At 72.0% G+C, this 24,529-nt stretch carries 21 protein-coding genes; 6 read left to right on the top strand and 15 right to left on the bottom strand.

From position 1 onward, the window contains the following. The first annotated feature begins 29 nt into the window (after positions 1-29). Both ABZ406_RS27850 and ABZ406_RS27845 read left to right on the top strand, forming a co-directional pair. Positions 30-1,136 carry an ATP-binding protein gene (locus tag ABZ406_RS27850; RefSeq protein WP_357767704.1) on the top strand — a complete coding sequence of 369 codons (1,107 nt, stop codon included), beginning with the start codon at positions 30-32 and terminating at the stop codon, positions 1,134-1,136. Next, positions 1,133-1,780: a response regulator transcription factor gene (locus ABZ406_RS27845; protein WP_357767701.1), complete on the top strand. Its 648-nt coding sequence runs from the start codon at positions 1,133-1,135 to the stop codon at positions 1,778-1,780. The genes ABZ406_RS27850 and ABZ406_RS27845 overlap by 4 nt, the downstream gene beginning before the upstream one ends. A 33-nt stretch (positions 1,781-1,813) precedes the next feature. Here the strand turns inward: ABZ406_RS27845 and ABZ406_RS27840 are convergent, their stop codons facing one another. From ABZ406_RS27840 to ABZ406_RS27805, 8 genes are all read right to left on the bottom strand, one after another. Beyond that, positions 1,814-3,622, bottom strand: a complete 1,809-nt coding sequence (locus tag ABZ406_RS27840) for a TraM recognition domain-containing protein (RefSeq protein WP_357767698.1) — start codon at positions 3,620-3,622, stop codon at positions 1,814-1,816. Next, a complete protein-coding gene (locus ABZ406_RS27835; protein WP_357767695.1) occupies positions 3,619-5,346 on the bottom strand; it encodes an ATP/GTP-binding protein in 1,728 nt (575 codons plus the stop codon). The genes ABZ406_RS27840 and ABZ406_RS27835 overlap by 4 nt, the downstream gene beginning before the upstream one ends. After that, the gene (locus ABZ406_RS27830; protein WP_357767692.1) at positions 5,343-6,836 is read right to left on the bottom strand and encodes an SCO6880 family protein; all 1,494 of its coding nucleotides are present in this window, start codon (positions 6,834-6,836) and stop codon (positions 5,343-5,345) included. Before ABZ406_RS27830 ends, ABZ406_RS27835 begins: the two co-directional genes overlap by 4 nt. An 85-nt stretch (positions 6,837-6,921) precedes the next feature. After that, the gene (locus ABZ406_RS27825; protein ID WP_357767690.1) at positions 6,922-8,148 is read right to left on the bottom strand and encodes a hypothetical protein; all 1,227 of its coding nucleotides are present in this window, start codon (positions 8,146-8,148) and stop codon (positions 6,922-6,924) included. Positions 8,149-8,160: 12 nt separating this feature from the next. After that, on the bottom strand, positions 8,161-8,862 hold the full coding sequence (locus ABZ406_RS27820) for a hypothetical protein (RefSeq protein WP_357767687.1): 702 nt from the start codon (positions 8,860-8,862) through the stop codon (positions 8,161-8,163). Between the two features lie 32 nt (positions 8,863-8,894). Beyond that, the gene (locus ABZ406_RS27815; RefSeq protein WP_357767685.1) at positions 8,895-9,203 is read right to left on the bottom strand and encodes a hypothetical protein; all 309 of its coding nucleotides are present in this window, start codon (positions 9,201-9,203) and stop codon (positions 8,895-8,897) included. A gap of 106 nt (positions 9,204-9,309) precedes the next feature. Then, positions 9,310-9,657 carry a hypothetical protein gene (locus ABZ406_RS27810; RefSeq protein WP_357767682.1) on the bottom strand — a complete coding sequence of 116 codons (348 nt, stop codon included), beginning with the start codon at positions 9,655-9,657 and terminating at the stop codon, positions 9,310-9,312. Beyond that, complete coding sequence (locus ABZ406_RS27805) at positions 9,657-10,196, bottom strand: hypothetical protein (RefSeq protein ID WP_357767679.1); 540 nt, start codon at positions 10,194-10,196, stop codon at positions 9,657-9,659. The genes ABZ406_RS27810 and ABZ406_RS27805 overlap by 1 nt, the downstream gene beginning before the upstream one ends. A gap of 217 nt (positions 10,197-10,413) precedes the next feature. Between ABZ406_RS27805 and ABZ406_RS27800 the strand changes: the two genes are divergently transcribed. After that, on the top strand, positions 10,414-11,190 hold the full coding sequence (locus ABZ406_RS27800) for a lytic transglycosylase domain-containing protein (RefSeq protein ID WP_357767677.1): 777 nt from the start codon (positions 10,414-10,416) through the stop codon (positions 11,188-11,190). Positions 11,191-11,221: 31 nt separating this feature from the next. On the opposite strand, the gene ABZ406_RS27795 is transcribed toward ABZ406_RS27800, so the two are convergent. The 4 genes from ABZ406_RS27795 to ABZ406_RS27780 all read right to left on the bottom strand — a co-directional run bounded on the left by ABZ406_RS27795 (position 11,222) and on the right by ABZ406_RS27780 (position 15,408). Then, the gene (locus ABZ406_RS27795) at positions 11,222-11,848 is read right to left on the bottom strand and encodes a hypothetical protein (protein ID WP_357767674.1); all 627 of its coding nucleotides are present in this window, start codon (positions 11,846-11,848) and stop codon (positions 11,222-11,224) included. Positions 11,849-12,027: 179 nt separating this feature from the next. Then, positions 12,028-12,942 carry a zf-HC2 domain-containing protein gene (locus ABZ406_RS27790; protein ID WP_357767672.1) on the bottom strand — a complete coding sequence of 305 codons (915 nt, stop codon included), beginning with the start codon at positions 12,940-12,942 and terminating at the stop codon, positions 12,028-12,030. Between the two features lie 100 nt (positions 12,943-13,042). Next, positions 13,043-13,612, bottom strand: coding sequence for a sigma-70 family RNA polymerase sigma factor (locus ABZ406_RS27785; protein WP_357767669.1), 570 nt, complete (start codon positions 13,610-13,612; stop codon positions 13,043-13,045). A gap of 176 nt (positions 13,613-13,788) precedes the next feature. Further along, the gene (locus ABZ406_RS27780; RefSeq protein WP_357767666.1) at positions 13,789-15,408 is read right to left on the bottom strand and encodes a beta-1,3-glucanase family protein; all 1,620 of its coding nucleotides are present in this window, start codon (positions 15,406-15,408) and stop codon (positions 13,789-13,791) included. A 231-nt stretch (positions 15,409-15,639) separates the two neighbouring features. Here ABZ406_RS27780 and ABZ406_RS27775 point away from each other — a divergent pair, with 231 nt between their 5' ends. Then, a complete protein-coding gene (locus ABZ406_RS27775; RefSeq protein WP_357767664.1) occupies positions 15,640-17,214 on the top strand; it encodes a ricin-type beta-trefoil lectin domain protein in 1,575 nt (524 codons plus the stop codon). A gap of 65 nt (positions 17,215-17,279) precedes the next feature. Here ABZ406_RS27775 and ABZ406_RS27770 read toward each other — a convergent pair whose 3' ends face one another. Further along, on the bottom strand, positions 17,280-18,764 hold the full coding sequence (locus ABZ406_RS27770; protein WP_357767661.1) for a S8 family serine peptidase: 1,485 nt from the start codon (positions 18,762-18,764) through the stop codon (positions 17,280-17,282). Positions 18,765-18,996: 232 nt separating this feature from the next. Between ABZ406_RS27770 and ABZ406_RS27765 the strand changes: the two genes are divergently transcribed. Next, positions 18,997-20,958, top strand: coding sequence for a hypothetical protein (locus ABZ406_RS27765; protein ID WP_357767658.1), 1,962 nt, complete (start codon positions 18,997-18,999; stop codon positions 20,956-20,958). Here the strand turns inward: ABZ406_RS27765 and ABZ406_RS27760 are convergent. Further along, a complete protein-coding gene (locus ABZ406_RS27760) occupies positions 20,937-22,490 on the bottom strand; it encodes a hypothetical protein (RefSeq protein WP_357767655.1) in 1,554 nt (517 codons plus the stop codon). The two genes, ABZ406_RS27765 and ABZ406_RS27760, sit on opposite strands and share 22 nt — an antisense overlap. 209 nt (positions 22,491-22,699) lie before the next feature. Between ABZ406_RS27760 and ABZ406_RS27755 the strand changes: the two genes are divergently transcribed. Then, positions 22,700-23,563, top strand: coding sequence for a TIGR03620 family F420-dependent LLM class oxidoreductase (locus tag ABZ406_RS27755; RefSeq protein WP_357767652.1), 864 nt, complete (start codon positions 22,700-22,702; stop codon positions 23,561-23,563). A gap of 28 nt (positions 23,564-23,591) precedes the next feature. Here the strand turns inward: ABZ406_RS27755 and ABZ406_RS27750 are convergent, their stop codons facing one another. Further along, positions 23,592-24,518, bottom strand: coding sequence for an SDR family NAD(P)-dependent oxidoreductase (locus ABZ406_RS27750; RefSeq protein ID WP_357767650.1), 927 nt, complete (start codon positions 24,516-24,518; stop codon positions 23,592-23,594). Positions 24,519-24,529: the final 11 nt, after the last annotated feature.

Here is a 24,529-nt window from a genome sequence, read left to right as displayed (position 1 = left end):
TCTTCCGGCTGGTCACGGAGACTGTGCAGGTGCTGACTGGAATCCGCGAACGGTTGCGCGACCCCGAGCGTGTGCGCCGGCTCGCGTACGCTGCGGTGGGTTTGATCATCGCCGCGGTGGTCACCACCGTCGAGGACGGCGTGTCCGTGCCGGCGGGCTGGGCGTGGCTGGTGCTGCCGGTCGGTCTCGGAGCCACGGCGCTGCGCCCCCGCTACCGAACCCTCATCTTCGCGGTGAGCGCGGGGTTCGTGGCGATCGTGAGCACCGGGGAGTCCGTGCAGTTGGGCCTCGCGGCCGCCGGCCTGGTGTTCCTCTCGGTCTGCGAGGACCCGGCCCGACACCCGTGGCTGGGGTGGGTGGGCGGTCTGGTCGGCGCAGCCGGCGCCCTCGCCATCGCGCTGCACAGCGAACGCGGGCTGTACGAACAGCCGTTCTTCTTCGTGACGGGCGGCTATCTGCTGGCGATCCTGCTGCGGTCGTGGTCACGCGGCTACGCCCTCACCAGGGAGGCGGACGACCTGCGCGGCCAGACCACCTGGCTCGAGCAGCGCACCAACCTGGCCCGCGAGCTGCATGACGTGGTCGGCCACCACGTCACAGCGATGGTGGTGCAGGCCGAGGCGGGTCAGTTCAGCGACGACCCGGGGGCGGCGCTGCGGGCGATCGCGGGCAGTGGCCGCACCGCACTGAGCGAGCTCGACACGCTCGTCGTGCACCTGCGCGACCCGAACGCGCCGATCGCGGTGAGCGCCCCGCCGCGCCTGTCCGACATCGACGAGCTGCTCGCCCAGCCCCTGCGCCGACAGGGCGTGACGGTGCGGGTGCAGGTGGACCCCGAGCCGGGCCTGGACGAGGTCGGCGTGCTGACCGCCTACCGCATCACCCAGGAGGCCCTGACCAACATCGCCCGCCACGCGAAAGCCACGGCAGCCTGGGTGGAGTTGGTCCGCGTCGGTGACCACGTCCGCCTACGGGTCAGTGACGACGGCATCGGGCCACCCCGCGCACCCGCGAACGGCTCGGGCCTGCTCGGCATCGGGGAGCGCGTCGACGCGCGCGGTGGAAGGTGGGAGCTGAGCCAGCGCCCGGGCGGTGGCACCGTGGTGCAGATCCACCTGCCGGTGGTGAACCCGTGATCCGCGTCGCGATCGCCGACGACCAGGAGCTGGTCCGGGACGGCTTCAGCCTGATCCTGCGATCCCAGCCCGACATCCAGGTCGCGGCCGAGGCCGCCGACGGACGGCAGTTCCTCGACGCCGTGCGTCGCGACTCCCGCATCGACGTCGCCCTCGTCGACATCCGCATGCCGGTCCTCGACGGTCTGCAGGCCACCCGCGAACTGGCCACGATCCCGCACGCCCCGGCCGTCCTCGTCGTCACCACCTTCGACGACGACGCGTACGTCCTGGACGCCATCGCCGCCGGCGCACGAGGGTTCCTGCTCAAGCGGTCCAGCGCCCGTGACCTGATCGCCGCGGTGCGCACCGTCGCGGCCGGCGAGGCGGTCCTCTCCGCCGAGGTCACCGGTGCCGTACTCGAACGGGTGCGCGCGACCGGGCCGGCCATCCGCGTGGAGCTGGCCGCCTATCAGCTGACCGCGCGGGAGACCAACGTGCTGGCCCTGATCGGCGCCGGGCTCAACAACAACGAGATCGCCGAACGCCTGTTCCTCTCGATGAGCACCGTCAAGACCCACGTCACGAACGTGCTGGCCAAGACCGGCAGCCGGGATCGCGTACGAGCCGCCATCCTGGCGATCCGGGCCGGCCTCGCGCCGTGACCGGAATCGGCAGGTGTTCCGTTGCGGCGGTCCTCACCAGTGGCGGGCCGGGCCGAAGGGTGCCTCGACCGGGCTCGGCGTCCCTTGGCGACCGCCGAACGCCTTTCGGGCCGCCCGCTCGGTGATGGCAGCCACCTCCTGTTTCGCGGCGGCCGAGATGCGGGCGGCGTCGGGCTCCTTGTACCAGGGACGCAGCCGGATCACCGCCGGCCGGACACCGGTGGCGAGCAGCAGCGCCGTTCCCTTTGGCAACGCGCGGATCCGGTCCGGCGGCAGGATGTTCTCCTGCCGGAACGAGGTCGAGCGCGACGACCCGTCGCGGCTGCGCGAGACACTGAGCGTCTTCACGTCGTGCTGGCCCACCAGCTTGGAGACCTTCTCCACGAAGTCGGCGTCGTCCAGGCCGGCGCCGAGCAGCTTGATCGTGGCGGCGCCCCACAGGGCGTCCATCCCGGCTTCGCCCCAGACCCGGGACCCCTGCCGGTAGCTCTGCAGGAGCGTCACCACGTTGATGCCCCGGGAGCCGAGGTGGGAGTAGAGGTCGGGCAGGTCGGAGATCCGGCAGACGTTCGCCGCCTCGTCGAGCACCGCCGTCATCGGCGGGTCCAGCCGCCCGCCCATCCGCTCGGCCGCGACCACCCCGGCCCGCAGCGTGGCGTCGGCGATGCCGGCGATCACCCCGGCCGCCGAGCCGCCGCCGTCCTTGGAGAGCAGGTAGAGCGTGTCCCGACCGAGTACGTGCAGGTCCGGGCGGAACTGCGGCAGAGTCGGGTCGTACGACACCCAGGCGAGGATCTCCGGATCGAGCAGGCAGGCCACGCACTGGCGGGCCGTCTCGTAGATGCCGTCCCGGGTCTCCACCGCGCCGCGCACGGTGCCCTGCAACTGTTCGGCCATCGCGCTCATCCGGGCGTCCCGGAGCAGATCGATCGGGGTACGGTCGGCCGGGTCGGCGAGCCAGCCCAACAGCTCCGAAACCGTGGCCCCGCCCCGGGCGGCGGCGAGGAAGAGCGCCGTGAGGGTGTTCTGCGCGGCCGAGATCCAGAAGTCCTTCTTCGTCGTGTCGTCGTTGACCGACGCGACGAAGTGCCCGGCCAGCCGCCGCGCGCCCTCGATCGTCACGCACTCGGCGAGCATGTCCCACCACATCCCGCGCGGGGTGTGCGCGATGCCCTGCGGGTCGAACGTCCAGACCGTGCCGATCCGCTCCCGCTCGGCCCGGGTCACCGCGTACACGTCGGACTTGTTCGAGGTGAGCAGCACCGCGCCGCGGGCCCGGAGCACCCGCGGAATGGCGATCCCTGTCGACTTTCCGGCGCGCGGCGCCATCAGGTCCAGCTCGACGTCCTCGTACGAGGAGCGCAGCTCGGGCCCGTTCGGCATCAGGTCGCCGAGCAGGTTGCCCCGCTCGTCCGGCGGCAGGTCCCGCAGGCCCGCCAGCGAGGGGCGCAGCTCGCGGGCGCGGGCCGCGATCCCCGCCGGCGCCAGCGACGCCAGCTCGTGCGTGCCGGCGAGCCCCTTGCCGCGGGCGCGCAGCTCCATGATCTTTCGGGCGCCGACCCAGGCCGGCAGCATGAGCAGCACGGTCAGCACCACCATGCCGCCGTAGACGGCGAACGGCGCGACGCCCGGCCAGAGCACCCCGATGCGCCCGGCGACCAACAGGACGTACGAGTCGAGCGTCAACGGTGGCGGGCGCCAACCGTGCAGGGTCGCGGCGGCGCCGAGAGTGCCACCGAACCAGGCCACCAGGAAGATCAGCGCGTTCGCGAACGCCACCACTGTGAAGGCCCAGAAGAACAGGTCGGCGCCCTGCGCACGACCGCCCGGCGAGCGGCTCACGACGACCACCCCTCGCTGTCGGTCACCAGCTCCGGCCGGGTGACCAGGTTGCCCAGTTCGGCCTCCGCCTCGAAGGCCAGCATCCGGGCCGCCGCCCGCTCGGCGGCCTGCTCCTGCGCGTATCCGTTCTGGATCCAGCGCAGGTTCGTGTCGTGCAGCCGCCGCTCGGTGTCGGTGATGGTGACCCGGATCGGGATGCCCGGTCGGCCGCCAACCTTGATCAGGAACCGGCCGCGACCGGGCGGCTCCTCGTTCGTCCCGGTGCTCGCCCAGCCGGGCGGGGACGACCACGACGAGACCAGCTCGATCTCCCGCCGGGACATGCCCACCACCCGGCCCAGCTCCTGCATCTCGGCCATCGGCAGGCCGGCACAGGCGACGATGCCGGCCCGCTCCACGAAGCCGCGGGCCTTCGCCCGGTCCGAGTCACTGCCCAGCGCCTCGGCGTCCTTCAGGGTGTGGGTGATCTTCGCGTCGCCGAGGCCCAGCGAACGGTTGAGCCGGGTCAGGGCGTCGATCCGGTCGACGATCCCGGAGGCGGCCCGCAGCGGGCGCCACAGCTCGTCGAGGATGGTGAAGAACCAGCGGCGCGGCGCCAACCCCGCGTCGGCCAGGGCGTGCGAGGCGGCCACCGTACCCAGGCCGTCGGACCAGGCCGCGAGCATCGCCGCCGCGGTGAGTTGGGTGTCCGCCTCACCGATGCGGGAGATGTCGATGCACACGGCCGGGGCGTCGGGGTCGATGCGGGTGGAGGTCTCCGAGCCGAAGGTGTCCCCCAGCGCCCCGTCGAGGATGCCCAGCAGCGACCTGTGCAGCGGGTCCACCGCGTCCCGGTACCGGGTCTCCTGGCCCCGGTCCAGGGTCACCGCGCGGACCCGGTCCGGCCCCTCCTCCAGCACCCGCAACAGGTCGGGCAGCAGGGCGGCGCGGTGGCTCGGGGTACGTTCCCGCAGGTGGCGGAGGCAGGCGGAGAGCACCGCCTGCTCGTGGTCGTCGAGCGCCCGGCCCCGCACGATCGTCAGCAGGGCGGCCACCATGTTCAGCACCCGCCCATGGGTCTCGGCGGCAAGCGCCTTGCCGGCCTGACCACCGATCCGCTCGGCGGCGATGCCCATCGCCCCCGGGTCCAGGACGTTGATGCCGCCGACCCCGCGCCCGATCGGGATCACCTGCCCGCCGAGGGCGCGGACCGTGTCGGCGTAGTCCGGCTTGAGGTCGCCGAGCACCAACGGGACCACACCTGTGGCGGCCAGCCCGACCGCCATTCGGTTGATCAACGTGGACTTTCCCAGACCTGGCATGCCGAGCATGAACAGCGACGGATTCGAGATGTAGCGGGCCCTGGTGAACCAGGAGAGCGGGTCGCCGCACACAGTGGCACCTGTGAAGAGGTGCTGCCCGAGCGGGACGCCTGACATCGGCGCCCCGGAGCCGGCCGAGAACGGCCACAGCCCGCACGCCTGCACGGTTGTCGCCCGCCACATCGTCGGCGAGTCGAGGTAGCCGACCCGGCCGCCACCCCGGCCCGCCCAACCGCGCGTCGACTCCGCCGGCGCCCGCCGTTTCGTGGGCTGCCTGGGCGGGACCACCGGTGCGCCGCCGTTCGGCTCACCGGTGACCCCGGTCAGTGCCGTCGACCCGCCGGAGTGGCCGGTCGGCCAACCGGCTCCGAGGTCGACAGCCCGCGTCGCGGTGCCGGTGGAGCGGGCTCGGACGCCTGTCACATCGCCTCCTGGAGTTCGTGCGGCAGCAGGGTCTGCTCCCAGGGCAGAATCCCGACCGGGAGCGTGCAGCTGAACGCCGCGGCCTGCATACGGTTGGCGGGGCGCATCGCGATCCGGCTGGAACCGGTCATGTTGCGGACGACCACCGAGGCGTCGTCGAGCTGGCCGGGGGTGTCGACGGTGACGGTGAGCATCAGCGAGAACTCCACGAGCCCCGCCCCGGTCGCCTCCTCGGCGGCGGCCTGCTCGGCGGCGCGGACCTCGGCGCTCGCCCGCGCCTGCACCATGCCGCGCTTGGACGTCGCCATGAACTGCGCGGTACGCCTGTCGGACTCGACGATCCGCGCGGAGGTTGCCGGATCGAGCGGTCGGTAGAGCAGGGCGACCCGTTTGCGGCGGGTCCCGTCAGAGGCGTCGAGCATCGTGCGCAGCACGCTGGCGCGCACCGTGCCCCGGGGCGCGAGCGTCAGCAGCCAGGTCCGTGAGACGCCGGAGTCATGGTGGTACGCGTCGACCGCCTCCACCGCGGCGACCGGGCCGGCGTCCTCCCACTCCAGGCCGGTGTGGCCGTGCTCGGCGCGTACGTTGAGCACCTCGGCGGCGCAGGCCGGGTCGTAGGCGACCCGGACCATCTCGGCGATCTGCTCGGCGCTCAACGGCTCGGCGACACCGCCGCCCGCGCTGACCAGCCCGGTCAGCAGGCTCGGCACCCGGATCGCCAGGTCGGCGACCACGTCCTCGGGGTCGCGCCGTGGCCCGCCGGCGGTGCCGTAGGTGAGTGTGATGTAGGAGTTCATCTCGGAGGAGGCGGACGGGTAGTCGTTCACCACCTCCTCCATGACGGCCCGGGCGGCGGGCGGGGCGTCCGGGGCGAGGCGGGGCAGGATCTCGTTCGCCAGCCGGGTCCCCGGATCCGGGGCGGTCTCGACGACGACCGAGGCTCCCCGCAACGCCGGTTCGTGGGCGAGCCGGGCCAGCCACTCACCCCAGAGCGCCACCCACGTGTCGACCTGGTCGGGGTCGACCAGGGAGCCGCCGTCCGGCTCGCACCGCAGCACTATCGTGTAGAGGTTGCGTCCCTTGTGGTGCAACACCCCGAACGCGCGGTCGTAGCCGTCGCGGCCCTCCAGCGCGCTCACCCGGGTGAGCAGGCCGGGTGGGCGGAACCGGCCACCCGGGCGGGCCGACATCGGGCCCGAGACGTACAGGTGCTCACCCCGGGACTTGCGCTGCGACCAGCCGACCCGCAGCGACATGAGCTGGTACACGTTGCGCCCGTCCTGGGTTCGGACCGCCAGCGGCGCCACCAGGACCAGGAACGGGATACCCACCACCACCGCCGCGGTGAGCGAGATCATCGAGGCGAACAACACCACGACCAGGCCACCGAAGACGCCTACCGTGCCGACCAGACCGAGCGGGCCGAGTCCGGCCCGGCGGGGTCGCCGCCAGTTGCCGTACGTGGGTTCGACTGCGGCTTGCACCGACATCAACCTGACTCCTTTCGTTCTCACCGGGTCCTGCCCCGATCAGCGGGGGTTCCGGTGCGCGGTGCCCCGACCGCCGCCGGGGCCTTCAGTTGTTGTGGCCCGCGTTGCCGTCGGCGCCGTCCACGGAGCCGGTCAGGATGGTCCTGCCGTGCCGGCCGACGCGGACGGCCGCGTCGGTGGCGGCTCCGGCGACGACGCCCGCCGCCCGGACCGCGCTGGTCCCCGTGCTCGTGCCGCTGCCCGACGCGCTCCCGCTACCCGCCTGACCCTGGCCACCTGCCGGCCCGGTGGCTCCGCCGGCACCCTGGCCACCGGACGGGCCTCGTCCTCCGCCTCCGCCCTGGGAGGACCCGGGGCCGCGCGCGCCGGACGGAGCGCCGCCACCGTTGTAGGACATCGCGGCACCGGCGACCTTCTTCGCCCCGGACGCGACCCCGCCCACAGCGGAGGACGCAGCGGCGCCGGACGGGTCGCTGGTCCCGAGTGCCGCCGTGGCCGGCACAATGATCTTGAGTAGGGCGGGCATCGCGATGGCGGACAGCAGCAGCACGCCGACGCCGGCGATGCGCATGTGGGTCAGGCTGGTCCGGTTGCCTTCGCTGATCATCGCGGAACCCGAGAACATGATCAGACCGACTGCCGGTTTGTAGATGAGCCAGGCGATCAACCAGCCGATGTGTTTGCGCCACCACCCGGTGCCCCAGTTCGTCATGGACGCGGCGGCCGCCATCGGCAGCGTGCCGAGCAGCATGGTGACCACACCCAGCCTGATGTAGAGCATCAGGACGTGCACGATCGCCGACAGCAGCAGCAGGAAGGCGAGGAACAGCAGGAGGAAAGCCTCCAGGGTGGTGCCCAGGCCGATGCACGGGACGCTCTTGACGAGATTGAGCGCCGCACTCTTGTAGAGGTGGTCGGAGTAGTCGTCGGAGAGCTTCACGGCGTTGGCGGCGATGTACGTACCGGCGCCCGCCACCAGGATCACCCGGAGGAAGCCCTGGATGGCCACCTTGCCGGCTTCGCCCCGCCGGTCGAGCGCCATCTTGGCGGCGGCGAAGAGCACCGATCCGATCGCCAGGTAGGTGACGATCCACTCGACCTGGTCGCTGATCTGCCCCGGGACACCCGCGCTCGTCTCACTGAAGCCGGGGCCGAGGGTCGGCACCGACTCGCTGAGTTCGCCGAAGATGGCGATCGCACCCGCGAGGATGATGTTCGCCACGATCCGCATGAGCGTCCCGATCGGGTCGCCGAGAAAGTCGAAGAAGCCCGTACCGCCGCCGTCGAGCGCGTCTCCGGGAACACAGTCCATGTCGTCGCCCCCTCACTTCGTCCACATGGTGAAACCGGCGTTTCCGAGGACCGATTCGGAAGGCGTACGCACCTCGCCGACCCGGGACGGCTGGACCTTCCAGTCGCCGGCATCCCAGCGCACGTCCACTACCGTCGCGACGTGCTGCCCGGCTGTGGTCTTGACGAGCAACCGCACCAGCGCGGCCTCCGGCGTGTACCGCACGACCGTGTAGCCGACATAGGCGCCGTGGCTTCCGCCGACGCCGGGGGTGGCGAAGTCCAGGCGTCCCGCCAGGACCTCCCGGCCGGTCCCGGCGATCACCTGCTGGTCCACAGTGGCGCGCCAGCCGCGCTCGCCGAGCTGCGTCGGCACCACGTGCGCGGCCAGCACCGCCCCCATCGGGGTGTGCGCGAAGCACCGCAGCACCTGGCCGTCGCTGTGTCTCGGGCCGATGCTCGCGGAGACCGGAACGCGCTTCCCGGTCTCCAGCACCAGCCAGGTCAGGTCGTCGGGAGGAACTGTCGACGTCGGCGACAACGGCACCCCGCCGGGGCACTCCGGCACCGTCGCACCCCCGACGGTCGCGCGCGGCGACGCCCCGCCACCACCGGTCAGCCCGATGGCCAGGGCGAGCAGCGCGGAACCCACGATGAAGGCGACCGAGAGGATCCACCCCTGCTGCCGCCAGAACGGCGGATCCTCACCGTCGTGCCGTCTGCTGTTGCCGAACATGCCGCGCCTCCCACCTGCCGGTCGCTGAGCGGTCAGACGAAGAAGTCGGCGAGCGGGCCGGCGGCGGAGACCAGGATGCAGCCGCCGAGGACCATCCCGAGCCGGGACATGTGCTCGGAACTCTCGCCCCGTTTCATGGAGACGGCCATCATCGTTCCGGTGATCAGCACTCCGGCGACCCCGGCGGCGGTTCCACCCCAGGCGAGCAGGCCCAGCAGTTTGTTCACCAGAGTTTCGAGGTCGCCCGGCGCGCTCGGGCTGGGCTTGAAGACGCCCCCGGGGGAAGGCGTCGGGTCGTCACGCTGGAGGACGGAGGCGGCGACTGCGTACGGAAGGTCCATCAGGTGCACGGGATCATCTCCTTGGAGCGGTAGCCACCGGGGTGACTGACTGGGGTGGGGGCCCGGTTCACACGAACCGGGTGGGAAAACCGGCGGGGTCCTCTGCTCACAGCCCGAGGTCGCCGAACCAGGTCACCAGCGGCCCGGCAGCGGCGCCGAGGATGCAGGCGAACATGACTGTCGTGAACCCGCGGAAGTGTTGGCTCTCCTCGCCCGGAGTGCCGCGATTCAGCTGGAGCGCCATCAGGATGCCGACGATCATCAGTCCGGCGACGCTCGTGGCGGTCAGGCCCCAGGCGAGCAGATTGATCAGGGGTTCCAGGCCGCCGCTGCGCATCGGGTCGTACTGCGGCAGCGGCGCCACCGACGGCATCGGATCCCGCTGCGGGGCAAGCACGACCCGCGACCAGGCCGGTCCGATCCGGACGGGGTACGACGGACCGGCGACGTCCATCACCTGGTGCCTCCGAATCGGTCACGGCCGGCGCCGACGACACCGGCCAGGCCGGACAGTTCCTTCGGCACCTGCCTGGGCGGGATCCCCAGTCGCCAGGTGGGCATCCACGGCACCCGGTGCACCGGGGCGATCGACCGCAGCACCCGGATCCGGCGCGCGAGCGGAACAGGGAGCCGGCCGGGCGCGTCCGCCACCAGCACCAGGCCGGCCAGCCGCATACCGGCCGGGTGACGGCCCTCGCGCAGCGCGTTCAGCGCCCGTCCGGCGGCACCCATGCCCTCGGCGTTGGTGCGTGCCACGAGCATCACCGTCGCCGGTTCCCCGAGCGCGGCGTCCGGCCAGCGGCAGCCCAGGTCGGTTCCGCCCAGCATCCGGGTGAGGGTGGTGGTCCCGGCACCGCCGTGCGCCGCGATCCACCCGGTGCCCTGCTCGGAGAGAGCCGGCCGGGGGCCCGCGAGACCGCCGTAGGCCGCCGGAGGACCGGCCGGTCCCGGCGGTACGCGTGGTGCCGTACCGACCGCCGATGGAACGCCCATCCGAATCACCACCCTCGTCCTGTCCGCATCGCTTTTCGCTTTCGATGTCACCGGTCCGGCGGGAATCTGGGCCGCCGGCGTTGAACCGCACGCTGCGTCGTCCCGTTGGACCGGCTACCCCGGGCCGATGACGGACGCCTCTACGGGGGGCCCCTGCCCCTGGTTCAAGGCGGGTTCGACATTTTTCCGATGCACCAGACGACGTCAGGGAGACGAGATGAGCGGCGCGAGCAAGAAGGACGGCGGTTCGCAGAAGAGCTACGCGGTCCTGGTCGGTGCGGCGATCGCCACTGCCACCACCTGTCTGATGAGCCCGGTGGCCGCCGTCGTCGTCGCCGGGGCGGTGCTCATCATCGGCGGGCTCGGCGTCCTGCTGTTCCCGCTGATCGTGTTGATCATCTTCTTCACCGGCCTCGACAGCAGCGACAGTTCCGATGCCTGGGACCGGGCCGACGAGTCGGTGGCCGCCTTCGAGGGGGACGGCAAGGGCACCCTGGACCGGACCCAGGTGCCGGCGTCGCTGGCCGACACGATCGAGGACGCGGGCGCCGTCTGCACCTCGATCGGCCCGATCGTGATCGCGGCGCAGATCGAGGTCGAGTCGGACTGGGACGGCGCCAAGGTCGGCGCGGACGGTGAGCTGGGCATCTCGCAACTGCCACCCGCCGTCTTCGACAGGCATGGCCAGGACACTGACAAGAACGACAAGACGTCAGCCCTCGACCAGAAAGACTCGATCATGGCGCAGGCCAGGCATCTCTGTGCCCTGGCGGACGAGGCACAGGGGCTCGTCGACAGTGACAGGGCGATCGGCAACCCGCTCGACCTGGCGCTCGTCGCGTACGACCAGGGCATGGACGCGGTACGCGACGCCGGCGGCATTCCCGCCACCGCCGAGGCCCAGGGGTACGTGGCGAAGGTCCGGGCCCGCTTCGGCAAGTACCAGGGCCTCGGCGGACCACCGCCGTCGTTCCCGTCCGCCAGCCCGAGCTGACTCTGGCCGACCCTCGTCGAGGGGTGCGCGGTCAGCGTCGCGGCGACCTTGGCCGCGACTGCTGGAGATGTACCTGCCCGGAACCGCTCGTCTCCGGTGGTGGAAGTGCACCCACGCGCCCGCGCCGAACGGAGTGCTCGTTGCTGACGCCGTGGAAGGGATTCGTCGGGCGACCGCCCCGGGAGTGGTCGGTGCCGCCGACACCGTGCCGCGTGAGGTGCCGCGCCACACCGTCGAGCTGCCTGTTCGACGAGAGCCTCAGCAGGGCAGGGCTCTGGTTGAGCAACTCGCGCAACCGGAGATTCGTCCGGTCGCGAAGGTCGCCCAGCCCGCTCAGGTCCGGCACGTCCGGTGTGGACGGTTTATCGGCCTCGAACAGCCAGCGCTTCACCTTCCGGGCGGCGCGGACGAGCAGGTTGAGGAACTCGTCCTGCCACTGGATGGTCGCCGCCGCGGCGGAATCCGAGGTCGTCGGCGTTCTGGATGGACCATCCGAGGCCGACCGCGCAGGCGTCTCCTGCGGGAGACGTGCCAGGCGGTCCCTGACGAACTTGGCCGCCTCGACCTCGTCCGTCGAAGGTGTCTGACCAGCACGGTCTCGTCTGGCCAGGAGTTCTGCCAGGTCGTTGCCGATGGTCAGCAGCGCGAGCGTCTCCACGTCGACGTCCGTCGGAGGCAATGATCGCGTAGCGGAACGAGTGGGCTCGCGGTCCGGTTCGGTCCCGGTCACCTCGGCCATTGTGGTACCTCCGGTGCGCCTCGGATCCTGCTGTCCGGGGCACTACGGTTCACCCCTCGCGAAGGTTCACCTCGTGAAGCCGCCGGGGTGCGCCTCGGTCAGCGAGGAGAGCCGGCGCCCCGGATGATCGGGGCGGTGACGATGCCGGTGCCGTCGCTGGTCCCGACGGTGACGAAGGCCAGTTCCTCGACGGGCAACGACGTCTCGCCGGTCACCTCCTGGGGGCCGTTCGACGCCATCCAGTCTCGTACCGTGTGGGTGGCCCCGTCGCGGGTCACCGCGAAGAGCCGGTAGTGGATGCCCGGGCGCAGACCGGTGACGGTGATCCGGATGGTGGAGCGGCCGCGGTCGTCGGCGGTGATCGAGACGGAGAGGCTCGCGCCGTAGCCGGGCGCTTCGCCGCTGGCGGTCAGCACCGGCTCGTCGGTGCCGCCCAGGATGTTGGCGGTGATGGCACCACCGGCGAGGGCCAGCCCGAGGACCACTGCGGCAGCGCCGCCCCAGACGCGCCATCGACGCCGACGTGGGCCACTGCGATCGGTGGTCGGGCCGCGCTGCGGGCGGGCACCGGCCGCCCGGTCCCCGCCGGGACGCGCGTCGGTCGGTCGCACCGACCCGGCTGGGCCGCGACCCGGCCGGTCAGCGGGGCTCGGCTCCGGATCCGGCGGTACGCCGCCACCCGCCGGGAGGTCGGTCTCCGGCGTCACGGTGGTCGTCTGCCGGTCAGCGTCAGCCGTCGGCACGACCGCCTCGGCAGCCGTCGGCGTCCCGGAGGTGTCCGCCGGGTCAGCGGCCGGCCGTGGGGTGGCCTCGGGCGGAAGCTCCCAGTCGACGTCCGCCAGACCGACCAGGCCGCTCGTCGAGGCTCCGATCTCGGTCGCTTCACTCAAGCACTGCCAGCACCCGGCGAGATGCTTCTCGAACGACACACGCTCGGCCTCGTCGAGGGCACCGAGCAGGTAGAGAGCCAGCCTGGACTGCTCCTCCGTGGCGTGCTCACCGCCTGCACCCATCAAGCTTCTCCTCAACGCGTCGACACCGCGCCCCGTGGTGGAACCTCGGCACGGCCTGCTCGCCTGCCGACCGGCCGGGTTCGGGACGGCCGGGCCGGGATCACGACGACTCCGTCGAGCCGATCGCCGCGTGCAGCGCGCGAACCGCATAGTACGTCCGGGATTTTACCGTACCTTCGGGTATCCCCAGCCGCTCCGCCGCCTCGGCGATCGACGCCCCCTTGTAGTACATCTCGATCAGCACCTGACGGTGTTCCGGACTGATCTGCTTCAAGGCCACCTGCACCGTGTGGGCGCTGACGACCCGATCCATCACGTCCTCGGCCGAGGAGACCCGGTTCAGGTCGGGCAGGTTGACCTCCTGCGGACGCGCCTGCCGCGACCGGATCGCGTCGATGGCCACGTGCCGGGCGACGGTGTACAACCACGGGGCGATCCTCTGCGGGTCGGCGGCGAGCGTGTCGAGGTTCCGCCAGGTCCGCAGGAACGTCTCCTGCACCAGATCCTCGGCCAACTCCCGCTGGCCGAGGACGAGCCGGGTGAGGAACCGCAGCAGCGGGGCCCGATGCTCGTCGAAGATCTGCCGCATGAGGGCTTCGGCGGCGGAGGGACCACTGGCGGCGGAGTCCGCAGCCCACGGACCGGACGCTTCGTTGTGCACCGCCGACACAGACCGCCTCCCCTGACGTACGGGATGGACCCGCACGACCGCACCAACGCCTCGCCCGTCTTCGACCGGGCGCTCTCCGGGGAGGATAGCCGCACCGGCCGATCGGTATGTTTCGGCCACAGGACGGTTGATGACGAGTGGTCGATAGTGGGCGTCCACAGTGCAGGCTGACGGGATCATCGTGCGAAGCGCAGCCACCGGACGTTCAGGTACTCCTGCGGCTGCCCGCTGGCGAAGGTGAGGAACACGTCGTGCCGGCCGGTCACCGGCGACATGTTCCCCGGAATGGTCAACCACCGCTGCCAGCCACCGGTGCTGGCCACCGCGATCGACCCGATCGGCGGACTCGTCTCGCTGTCCAGGCGCACCTGGACCAACCCGGACAGGCCCAGCTCGGCACCACAGGCGACCCGGACGATGAACTGCGTCATCGGCTGGTCACCGAACTCGACCCCGCGGTAGGCGACCCAGTCGCCGTTGGCGACGGCGCAGACGTTCTCGCCACCCTCACTGCACGACTCACGGCGCACGCCGTACCCACTGTCGAAGCCGGCTGCGGGAATCTCCTGGTCCGCGAGGCGGACCTGACCGACGACGGCGCCGGCCGCCACCGTCGCCTGGGCCACCGGCGGCGGCTGCGCGATCGGGTACGACGCCTCGCCACCGGCGAACGGCGTGAGGGTGATCGTCACCTCCCGCGGGGCCGGGTCCTGGATGTACGACGCGTCGCCGACGATGTCGTCGTAGGGGAAGCCGTACACCCGGCCGTTCGCGGAGTGGTTGTGCAGGATCCGGGAGTAGTGGTTGGTCACCGGGTGCTGGTAGAAGGCCGCCCGATCGTCGACGGGCTGGTACGGCCGGTCCAGCACCGACCTGTTGAACCCGGCCGCCAGCGCGGCTGCCACCTTCCCACCCGCGTCGTTCGGCCTGCTGAACGTGCCGTTGCACATGAAGACGTCCATCGTCGACGGACGGTCGAACGCCCCGATTCCACCGTCGAAGTGCATCCTCCCGTCGTCCTGCACCCGACCGGTGAAGCCGCCGAACTCGTTGGAGACCCGCAGGTCGGCCCCGCGGTAGCGATTCCACATCTCGGCGATGTACCCGTCGAAGTAGGTGGGTGAGAAGCGACCGGCTACGATGCCGTGCCCCGGCGCTATGACGCGCAGCCCGTCACCGATGATCAGGCGCTCGTACCCGGGCTGCCGTGCCACCTCCGCGAAGATCGCGTCCCGGCCGCCGTCGGTGAGCTTTCCGGCGGTGTGCTCCCCCGCGCCGACCAGCCGGGTCGAGATCGGGATGCTGAACATGTCCACCATCGTGGTGTTGCAGTGCATGCCGTTCGGGTTGTAGGTGAACTCCCAGAAGTCCCAGAGCACCCCGAAGTTCGGGTCGCTCTCCACCGCGCCGGCCGGCTCCTGCAACATCGGCCGCCCGCCGCCGTCGACGACGCTGAACCGCAGCCGCCCGTCGATGGAGAAGTAGACCCGGCCGCCGTCGAGCATCGGGAGGACGAACGAGGTCGCTCCCTCGCCCGCGAGCGGAATGGCGATGTCCAGGCCGTCAGCGCCGTTGTCCGCGTACGAGGCCGGGGTGAACGTCCCCGGGCTCGTGACGTAGCCCATCTCCCTGGTGACCGGGTGGTAGCCGGTGATGTACATGTGGATCGATGAGTTCGGATAGCGGCCGGTACTGTTCACCACTGTCAACGGCAGTCCGCCCTCGGCCCTGGCTCGCGCCAGCAACGGTGTCGCCACCAGCGGCACACCGACCACCGCAGCCCCGGCGAAACCCATCCCCAGTATCTTTCGTCTGGTCAGCAAAGAACCCACCTCCATCGATCGGCATGGAACGGCAGGGCGCATCGGAGCGCCGCACCGCCGGAGACAGTCGCGTCCACGGCGCGGACCACCCGCCGGTTCAATGACCGGCGAGACAAAATTTGATGGATTCGTGGTCGTGCGGTGAACATATGCGGCAGCAGATCCGTCACGAGAGTGATGTCGCCACGCCGAAAGGGATGGCCCGTGACAACCGATCCCCGCACCATCCGGCCCTGGTTCAGCCGGGCGCCGCGCCGAGTCGTGGCGGCCGCCGCCGCTGGCCTGGCCGTCGTCTTCGCCGCCATCGCCGCGATCGGCTGGGGCGTCGCCTCGGCCCGCGACCAGCTGATCGGCGGAGCGGTCTCCGACGAGCACCTGGCGGCCATCGTGGCCGCGGCCCGTTCCTGCCCGATGCTCACGCCCGCCCGGCTCGCCGGGCAGCTGATGGCCGAGTCGGAACTGGCAACGAGGGCGACCGACACCGCCTCCGGCGGTACGGGCATCGCCGGGCTCGACAACCAGGACTGGAAGCTGTGGAAGCCGTGGCCCGACGCGGAACGCTCCGACACCGCCGCGAACATCGTCGCGCTCGCCCACCAGGTGTGCGACTACAGCGGCAAGCTGCGGCTCGCCACCGTCACCGGTGACCCGTGGCGGCTGTCGGTCGCCGCCTTCCACAGCGGCCTGGAGTCGGTCACCTTGGCCAAGGGGGTTCCCCCGGACGCTGTCGACTACGTCGACGAGGTCAGCGGCTACGCCGCGTACTACGGAAAGCGGTCCCAGTTCGGCGGGCCCGGCGCTCCCGCGCCGACCGGGCCGACGACCGACGGCAAGGGTGTCCCGGCTGGGTACGTCGACCTGATCGTCCAGGCGGGTTCCGTCTGCCAGGGGGTGACTCCCCCGGCGGTCGCGGCGCAGCTGATGGCGCTCTCCGGATTCGACCCGAACCTGCTCGGGTCCGCCGGTCAACGCGGAATCGCCCAGTTCCTTCCCGAGGTGTGGCAGGCGTACGGGCCGAGCGACGCCTCCGCCTGGGATCCGGCCGTCGCGATCCCTGCCACCGGGGCCGCGATGTGCGCGATGTCCGGAGAACTGTCCGCCCTGGAGGGGGACCCCTACCTGCTCGCGCTGGCCGCCTACCGCAACGGCCCGACGGCGGTACGGCAGAGCGGCGGCGTCCTCGACGGCACCACCAAGGCGTTCCTGAAGTCGGTGAAGTCACTCACCGACTTCTACGCGCTCGACGGGCGGCTGGTGATCGGCACCAGGACGCCCCCACCGCCGGCAGTGCCGCCGTCAGCCACGCCGGTCACGCCGACGCCCGCCGCACCGGGCACGCCGACGCCGGAGGCCGGTGACCCGCCGGCCCCGCCGACACCGGCCGAGCCGCCCGTCCGCCCCACCGGCGCCAAGCAGCTCTACCACCCGATGTCCAAGCTCTGCGTCAGCACCGGCACGGCCGGTCCGGGGACCCGGCTGACCCTGCAGACCTGCGACAACGACGACCCGACCCAGTGGTGGGTCGTCCTCGCCGACGGAACGTTCCGCGCCTCCGGCCTGTGCATGGACACGGCCGTGGGCTCCACCGGGGACGGGACAGCCGTCCTGGCCGCCACCTGCAACGGAAGCCCGACCCAGGTGTGGCGGATGAACGACAAGGGTGGCGTTCTCAACCTCCACATCCGCAGGGCGCTGGACGCGAACGTCAACGTGCCGAACAAGCCACTGCTCATCTGGACGTTCGTGGAGAACCGCGAGCAGATCTGGTCCTGGCGGTAGCGCCGACGCGGGTACGCGGAGTGTCCGCGTACCCGCGTCGTCGCCTCGGCGGCAGCGACCGCCCGCTACCGCGAGTTCGCGCGGCGGCGGAAGCGGATCGCGAAGACGAGCCCGCCGGCGGCGACGAGACCGAGACCGAGAAGGACGGCGATCGCGGTACCACCGCCGCCCTCACGACCCTGGGCGCCGGCCACCGGCCGCTCGTCGCCGAGTTGCTTGGCCACGGAGGCCGCTGGATTGATCATTCCGGTGCCGTAGCGGGCGTCGGTGTTGCCGTTCTCCACCGCGTCGGCAGTGCTCCGGATACGCTCCTTGACCTGCACGGCGGTCAGGTCCGGGTAGGCCGCCCGGACGAGCGCCGCCTGACCGGCCACGAACGCCACAGCGAACCGCGTGCCGGTGTTGCTCAGCACACCGTCGCCGCTGGTTCCGAGGCTCGCCACGTCGATACCGGGAGCGACGACCTCCACCGTCTTCGGCTGGTACTCCTCGGCGAGCTGGCCGTCGGCACCGACACCACCGGCCAGCAGCAGGGCGCCGGTCGCGGAGCGCTCCGCCGCCGCTGGCACCGCCACGGGTTTCGTCGGTGCCCCCGCCACCACGACCACGTCGTGGTTCAAGGCAGTGGTGACCGAGGCCGCCACCGTGGGATCACCCAGGTCGACGTGGGAGCCCAACGCGACGACCGAGGCGCCGGCGCTGACCGCCACCTCGATGGCGTTCGCGGCGTCCATGGCCCGGCTGCTCGCCGAGTTCGTGACCATCCGGACGGGAAGGATCGTGGCGTCGGGTGCGATGCCGACCGGGGTCTTGCCGTCGCTGGCACTGGCGGCGATGATGGCGGCCATCGCGGTGCCGGTACCCAGGCAGTCGGTGTCACCGCGCCCGTTGCCGACAGTGACGTCCGCACCAACGGCAACCCGGCCACTGAGCTGCGGCAGCTTGCCGTCCACCCCGGAGTCGATCACCGCGACCATGACGCCGTTGCCCCGGCTCAGGTCCCAGGCGCCGTCGGCGGCCATCCGCAGCTGCGCCCAGTTGGATCGGCTGCTCGACGCGGCGGTGGCGGTACAGCCGGGAGTCGTGCCGCCGCCGGCCGACGGCCCACCCGGCGACGTGCTGGGGTCGGGCTTCGGGGACGGCGACGCGGTCGACGGAGGTTTCGGCGGCGTCCGGGTGGGCTTCGGGGCGGGCGGGAGCTGACCGTACTGCACTCCCTCCCCGGCCGCGTCCCACGGCAGCACCAGCCGCCAGCCGCGATTGAGCCGGGCCGGATCGGTGAGGCCCGCCCCGTCCGCCTGGACACGTCCCGCGTTCAGGTTGTAGATCTCCGCGGACCGTTCACCGCTGCCGAGGAATCGAGTGGCGATCTCGGTCAGGTTCTCCGGCTGGCCCTGGTGCTCGGCCGCAACCACGTAGTACTTGACATACGCCTGCGGGTCCGGCGTCGGTGCCCGGCCCGCCGACGTCCCCGCCGTCGACACGATCACGCAACAGACCGTCGCCACGACCGCGATCAGGCGAACAAGGGTTGGGCGCTTCGCCAGCACTGGTGTCCTCCTTCAGTCGCCGCGGCCGATCGGCCCGGCGGTCACCATCTATTGCGGATCAGCGCCCAGTTCGTTCAAATCAATCTGAACCTGAGTTCCATCACCCGCGTGGAGTGAGCAGATCTGGTGTGGACGGACCGAGGGTACCGAGACCGCCCAGAGCGGTGGATCACCGGTCGGCAGCCGCGCACCGACGCGTACCGAGGCGGAACGGATGGACGGAGGTGAACGCATGAACCCGGCGACGAGGACCATCGAGGCGGGCGTCGACGACCTGCCGACCACCAGCCGGTTCGACCTGCGGAGGCACCTGCGGGTCGCCGGCCTGTTCGACCTGTGGTTGGAGTCCGGTCCCCGGGGCGGGCTGGTGGTACCGGCGGAACCCAGCATCACCCTCACCGCGCGCGGCATCGCCGACCTGGTCCGACGCTCCGGCGAGCCCGCTGACGACGTCCGCATCCTGGCCGGTGACGGCGCCCGCAACCTGGACCTGTTCAGCGAGGTCGCCGGGCTGCTCGGCCATGACGTACTGGTCAGCCCGGACGGGGCCGAGATCCGGCACCGGGGGCGGGGGGACGCGGCGACCGGTCCCCTCCACGCGGTCCCGCTGGACCGGGTCACCCGCCGCCCGCTTGACTGGATGGTGATCCAACCACCTGACCTGGCCACTCCCCTGCCCGGATGGTTCGCCGTGGACCGGGGCGTCGTGCGTCCCCGGACCGGCGTGGTCGGCCTCCCGCTGCCCGCCGGGCTGGCCCTCGCCACCCGGGCCGACTTCGTGACCCGCCGCGCCACCGCACACCGGCTCACCGCCACCTCGGGCGGCCTGGTCACCGTCGCGGTGACGGCACGGGCGGCGGGCTTCCTCGTCGGCGACTACGGCGGGACGCAGCAGGTGCACGGAGGCGAACAACTCGCCGCTCTCCTCGGCGACCTGCCGCTCTACGGCAGTGACCTGCGGCTCTGGTTGACCTGGCCCTCCGATCCGGAGGAGCAGCGCGGGCTCGCCGCGCAGACGCAGGAGTTCGCCGAGCGCACCGGCGCCACGGTCTGGACGCCACCGCCCGGTGGCAGCGCCGAACTGGTCGACGGTGACAGCGACCTCCGCGCGCGCGACCCAGCCGGCAGCCCCGTCGAGTGGCAGGCGTACCGGCCGAGGTCCGCCGCCGGCACGCTGGCGCTGCGCGCGACACCGGACGGTCTTCTCGTGCCGGCACTGGACCGCCCCGGCATCACGGTGTCCCCGCACCTCGCGGTGTCCCCGGTGCCAGCACCGACCGGCCGGCGCGACTCCGACCAGGAGCCGGTCACGGTGCCGGCCACGGCCCTCCCCCGCCCCACAGTGACCGCCGAGGGTCGCCGGGCACCGGGGTACGGCCCGGCGTGGCTGCCGCCCGGGCAGCAGGTCAACGCCGAGGAGTTCGAGGCGTTCGTCGTCTGCCCGGTGGAAGCGGCCAGCGCGGTCGCCGACGGGATTCCGAGCGCGGAACTGTTCCTGATCGCCGTTCTGGACCCGGGTACGGTGCCGGACGACAGCCACCTGCTGCGGGTACGCGTCGCACCCGGAGGCGCCATTCCGATGGGGACCCTCCGCTCGCACATACCCGCACGTCTCCAGCATCTGCGCGGAGTCAACGACGCCTATCTGCTGCCGGCGGCCCGACTGGACCGGGTGTCCCCGCTCGGCGGTTTCCGCACGTACCGCTTCGGTCGGCTCCTCCCGACCGCCGAGTGCGGGAACGGGTCGCTGCGCATCCACTGTTCCTCGCGGGCCCGGACGACCGCCGGCCTGCCCAACGACGTCCGCCGCTGGCCCACCACGGGCAGCCGTCGGGCCTACGCCCTCGTACCGGCAACCGGTCGTCGCCTTCCGCGCGGCTGGGTGCGGCTCTACCGGAAGGCTCCGCCGGCCCGACCCGGCCGGCTCATGCTGGAAGTCCGGGTGCCGCGTGGCCGCACGATCAACGTCACGTCGACAGCCGAGATGCTCGCGCCGCTCGCCCGGGTGCGCCACCAGGCGGATCGGCTCCGGGCCGCCGGGGTGGAGCTGATCGTGGGCAGCCGCTCGTACGAACGTGTCCAGGTCCGACGCGCCTACCTGGCCCAGGACAACGTCTGGCGACAGGTACCGGGTACGCCTGTCGGGCCACTTCCCGCCGTCCTCACCCACGTTCAGTCCTCGGTCCCCACCTGAACCGACCACCGGCCGCCGGGAACCGGACCCACCACCACCGGCACGCAGCGCCCGCCGGTCGCGGCGGCGAGTCCGCGTACGGTGTCCGCCGCGCCGGCCGGCAGCCCGGCCGTGAAGATCACGCACGGATCCGGCAGCTCCGCGGCGGCGGTCGACGGGGCAGGTAGACCGGTGAGCGTCTGGTAGCCGTCCAGGTCCACCGCACCGAGCGCGTCGCCGACCACGGCGACCCCGACTCCGTCGGCGTCGAGCCGCCGGGCGAGTGCTGCGGCCAGCCGCTGGCAGACGTCGAGCGCGCCGACGAGAGTGAGGACGTCGGGGGCCTGACCAAGGTCCACATGCAACCGCCACGGGCCCCGCGTGCCCAGCACCAATGGCACTGTCGCCGGGGGCGCCGGCTCAGTCGGCGCGAGCCACGCGTAGGGGGGTGACTCCCGACGACTCGCGACACCGACCAGCCGGACGTGCACCGGGCCTTCCTCGCTGAGCAGGTCGGTCCGCAGGTACGGCACCTCGCCCGGGGCCGGAACCGCCGGTCGCGACTCCACCGACACCGGTGGCGGTTCGACCGGAGCCGGCGGCGGCGACGTGGGCCGCGACTCCACCGCAGCCGGTGGCGACACGGCTTGCGGCGGCGGACCCGACGGTGGCGGGGGCAGCGGCGGCGGGGCCGACGGAGGCGGGGCCAGCGGCGGCGGATCCGACGGCGGGCGGGGTCGTGGCATCGCTCCTGGTGGAGACGGCGGCGGGAAACCAGTCGGCGGCGCGGGCCGGGAGGGGTACGGGGCCATCGCTGCGGCGTCCGCCGTGTGCGCGGCGATCTCGGCGGGGGTCGGGGTGTGGTGCCGCTCCGGTGGCCACGGGCCGGTGTCGTCGAGGGCGACGGCGCGCAGCCGGTACCCGCCCCGGCGCAGCATCAGCACGGCGATCACGGCGAACACCGCCGCGAGGAGGCCGGCACCACCCCTGATCAGGATGGGCGCGTACCGACCCGCGTCGGACGCGCTGGAGCCGGAGGGACGTTGACCCTCCACAGTGGCCGCCGCCGTCGGTGACCGGGCGGCAGCGCTCGACGTGGCGGCGCTCGGCCTGGCTGCCGTGGTGCTGGGGCTGGGTGGTGTGACACTGGGCCTGGGTGGTGTGACACTGGGCGTGGGCGCGGCAGCGCTCCGGCTGGGCGGTGCCGAGTTGGCGACGATCGGTGGCAGGGCCCCGGTTCGTACCCTGGAGCCCTTGGCGTCGCGGGGCAGCACGAGGAGCCACCCGGGTCGCAACTCGACGCCGTCGGTGAAGGTGCCGCCGTCGGGCTGTTTCCTCCCGATGTTGAGTTGGGTGATCTCCCGGAACCTGTTGCCGTTGCCAAGGGTGCGCAGCGCGATGTCGTAGAGGTACTCCCGCTGGCCGTTGACCGGCGGTCCGACCACGTAGTACCTGCCTGTCTCGTCGGGCACCGCCACCGCCGGCACCGCCGGGGCGAACAGCACAATCCCGACCGTCAGCAGCACCATCGCCAGCGCCTGCCGCATCAACACCGCTGCCCTCCACGCCCCTCGCACCATCGCCATCCTTCCGTCTCGGCCCCCTACTACGGAGCGGCGTCCGGGAGGTTCACCCTGTGAGCGGATTCGGCCCAGCCTCGACCATCGCCGTCCAGCCTCCGCGCAAGGGGTTGGTTGCGGTGCTCAAGTGTTGCGGTGACCACATCGCGCCGTCAGCGGCCGGCGGGTCTTAGGCTGGTGGCATGGCACAACGACTCGTCAGCGTGTGGCAACCGTTCTTCCTGGCCAGCGAGAGCAAGGGTGCGGCCATCGATGCCGCGCTCGAGTTGGAGGATCTCGGTTATTCACGGATCTGGTTCTCCGGCGGTTTCGGCGAGAACGTCGCCCCCCGCTTCCGGGAGCTGCTGGACGGGACGAGCCGCATCGGGGTCGCTACCGGGATCCTGAGCATCTGGCACTCGTCGCCGGCCGAGGCGGCGGCGTTCGCCGAGGACGCGGAGCGGGTGCATCCCGGCCGGTTCCTGCTCGGTCTGGGCGCCAGCCACGCCGTCGTGGTGGAGAGCGGCGGCACCGACTATCGCAAGCCGTACTCAAGGATGGTGCAGTATCTGGACGGCCTCGACGCGGCCGGGCTCTCGCCCGAGCGACGCATCCTGGCCGCCCTCGGCCCGAGGATGCTCGAACTCTCCCGCGACCGTGCCGTCGGGGCACACCCGTACTTCGTTCCGGCCGAGCACACGGCCGAGGCCCGCGCGGCAATCGGGCCCGACCGGCTGCTCGCCACCGAGGTCGCTGTGGTCCTCGACACGGACGCCGACACCGCACGGGCCAACGCCCGGCAGTACGCGAGCGGTTACCTCGCACTGCCGAACTACACGAACAACCTGCGGCGGTTCGGCTGGACCGACGAGGACTTCGCCGACGGCGGCAGCGACCGCCTCATCGACGCCCTGATCCCCTGGGGCAGCGTCGAGAAGGTGACGGCCGGGCTGGAGGAGCACTACCAGGCCGGGGCCGACGAGGTGGCGATCCAGGTGCTCAACGGTGGTGACGCCACGACGTTCCCCGCCGACGCGTTCCGCGTCCTCGCCGCGGCCCTGATCTGACGTCCGAAGCCCGCGGCCCCGACACCGCTCAGGCTCGCCCAACGAGATCGAGGCCGGTCAGGTCCGCCGACAGCGCCCAGAGGCGGGCTGCCTCGCTGCTGTCCGTGGGGCTGCCGTCGGTGGTGATGCGGCAGTCCGCGCAGTAGTCGCCGCCGCTCGCGTCGAGGTGCTGTGACGTCGCGGCCCAGACCTGGGTCGCCGCGCCCTGCTCGACGGTCTTGAACAGGCCCGGCGCAGGCGTGCCGTCGGCGTCGATCCAGCCGGCCGCGACCATCTCCTCGACTGCGAGGTGCCGTTGCAGGGGGGTGCGTATCCAGCCGGGGTTGACGGAGAAGGCGCGGACGCGGTGCGGCCTGCCGACCAGGTCGAGGTGGCGAGCGAACAGGATGTTCGCGAGCTTGGACTGGGCGTAGGCCTCCCACTTGTCGTACCCGCGCTCGAACTGCACGTCGTCCCACCGGACACGCCACGCCGGGTTGCGCCCGGACGCCACCGAGACGACGCGGGCCGTGTCGGGGGCGGTGAGCGCGGGCCACAACAGGTTCGTCAGCGCGTAGTGGCCGAGGTGGTTGATCGCGAGATGCCCTTCCCAGCCGGGTCCGACCCGGGTTTCCGGGCAGGCCATGATCCCGGCGTTCGCGATCAGGATGTCGAGGGCGGGATGGCTGCGGAGAAACCGTAGGGCGAATGCGCGGACGGAGGCGAGGTCGGCGAGATCGAGTTGGTCGACCTCGACCCCGGGTACGTCGGCGAGTGCCTGCCGCGCGGCGTCCGGCCGGAGAGCTGGGACGACGACCCGGGCCCCGGCCCGGGTGAGCGCGCGGGTCGTGGCGAGACCGAGGCCGGAATAGCCGCCCGTGACGAGGGCGGTCTTGCCGGCGAGTTCGATTCCGGCGAGGACGTCTGCGGTCGTGCTGTGGGCACCGAATCCGGTGTGGGCGGTGTCGCTGGTCATGCTGCGGACGC

It is taken from the genome of Micromonospora sp. NPDC005710 (assembly GCF_040630995.1).
Lineage (GTDB): Bacteria > Actinomycetota > Actinomycetes > Mycobacteriales > Micromonosporaceae > Micromonospora.
Note: the sequence above shows the minus strand (reverse complement) of the source record. Positions and strands in the feature narration are given on the sequence as shown.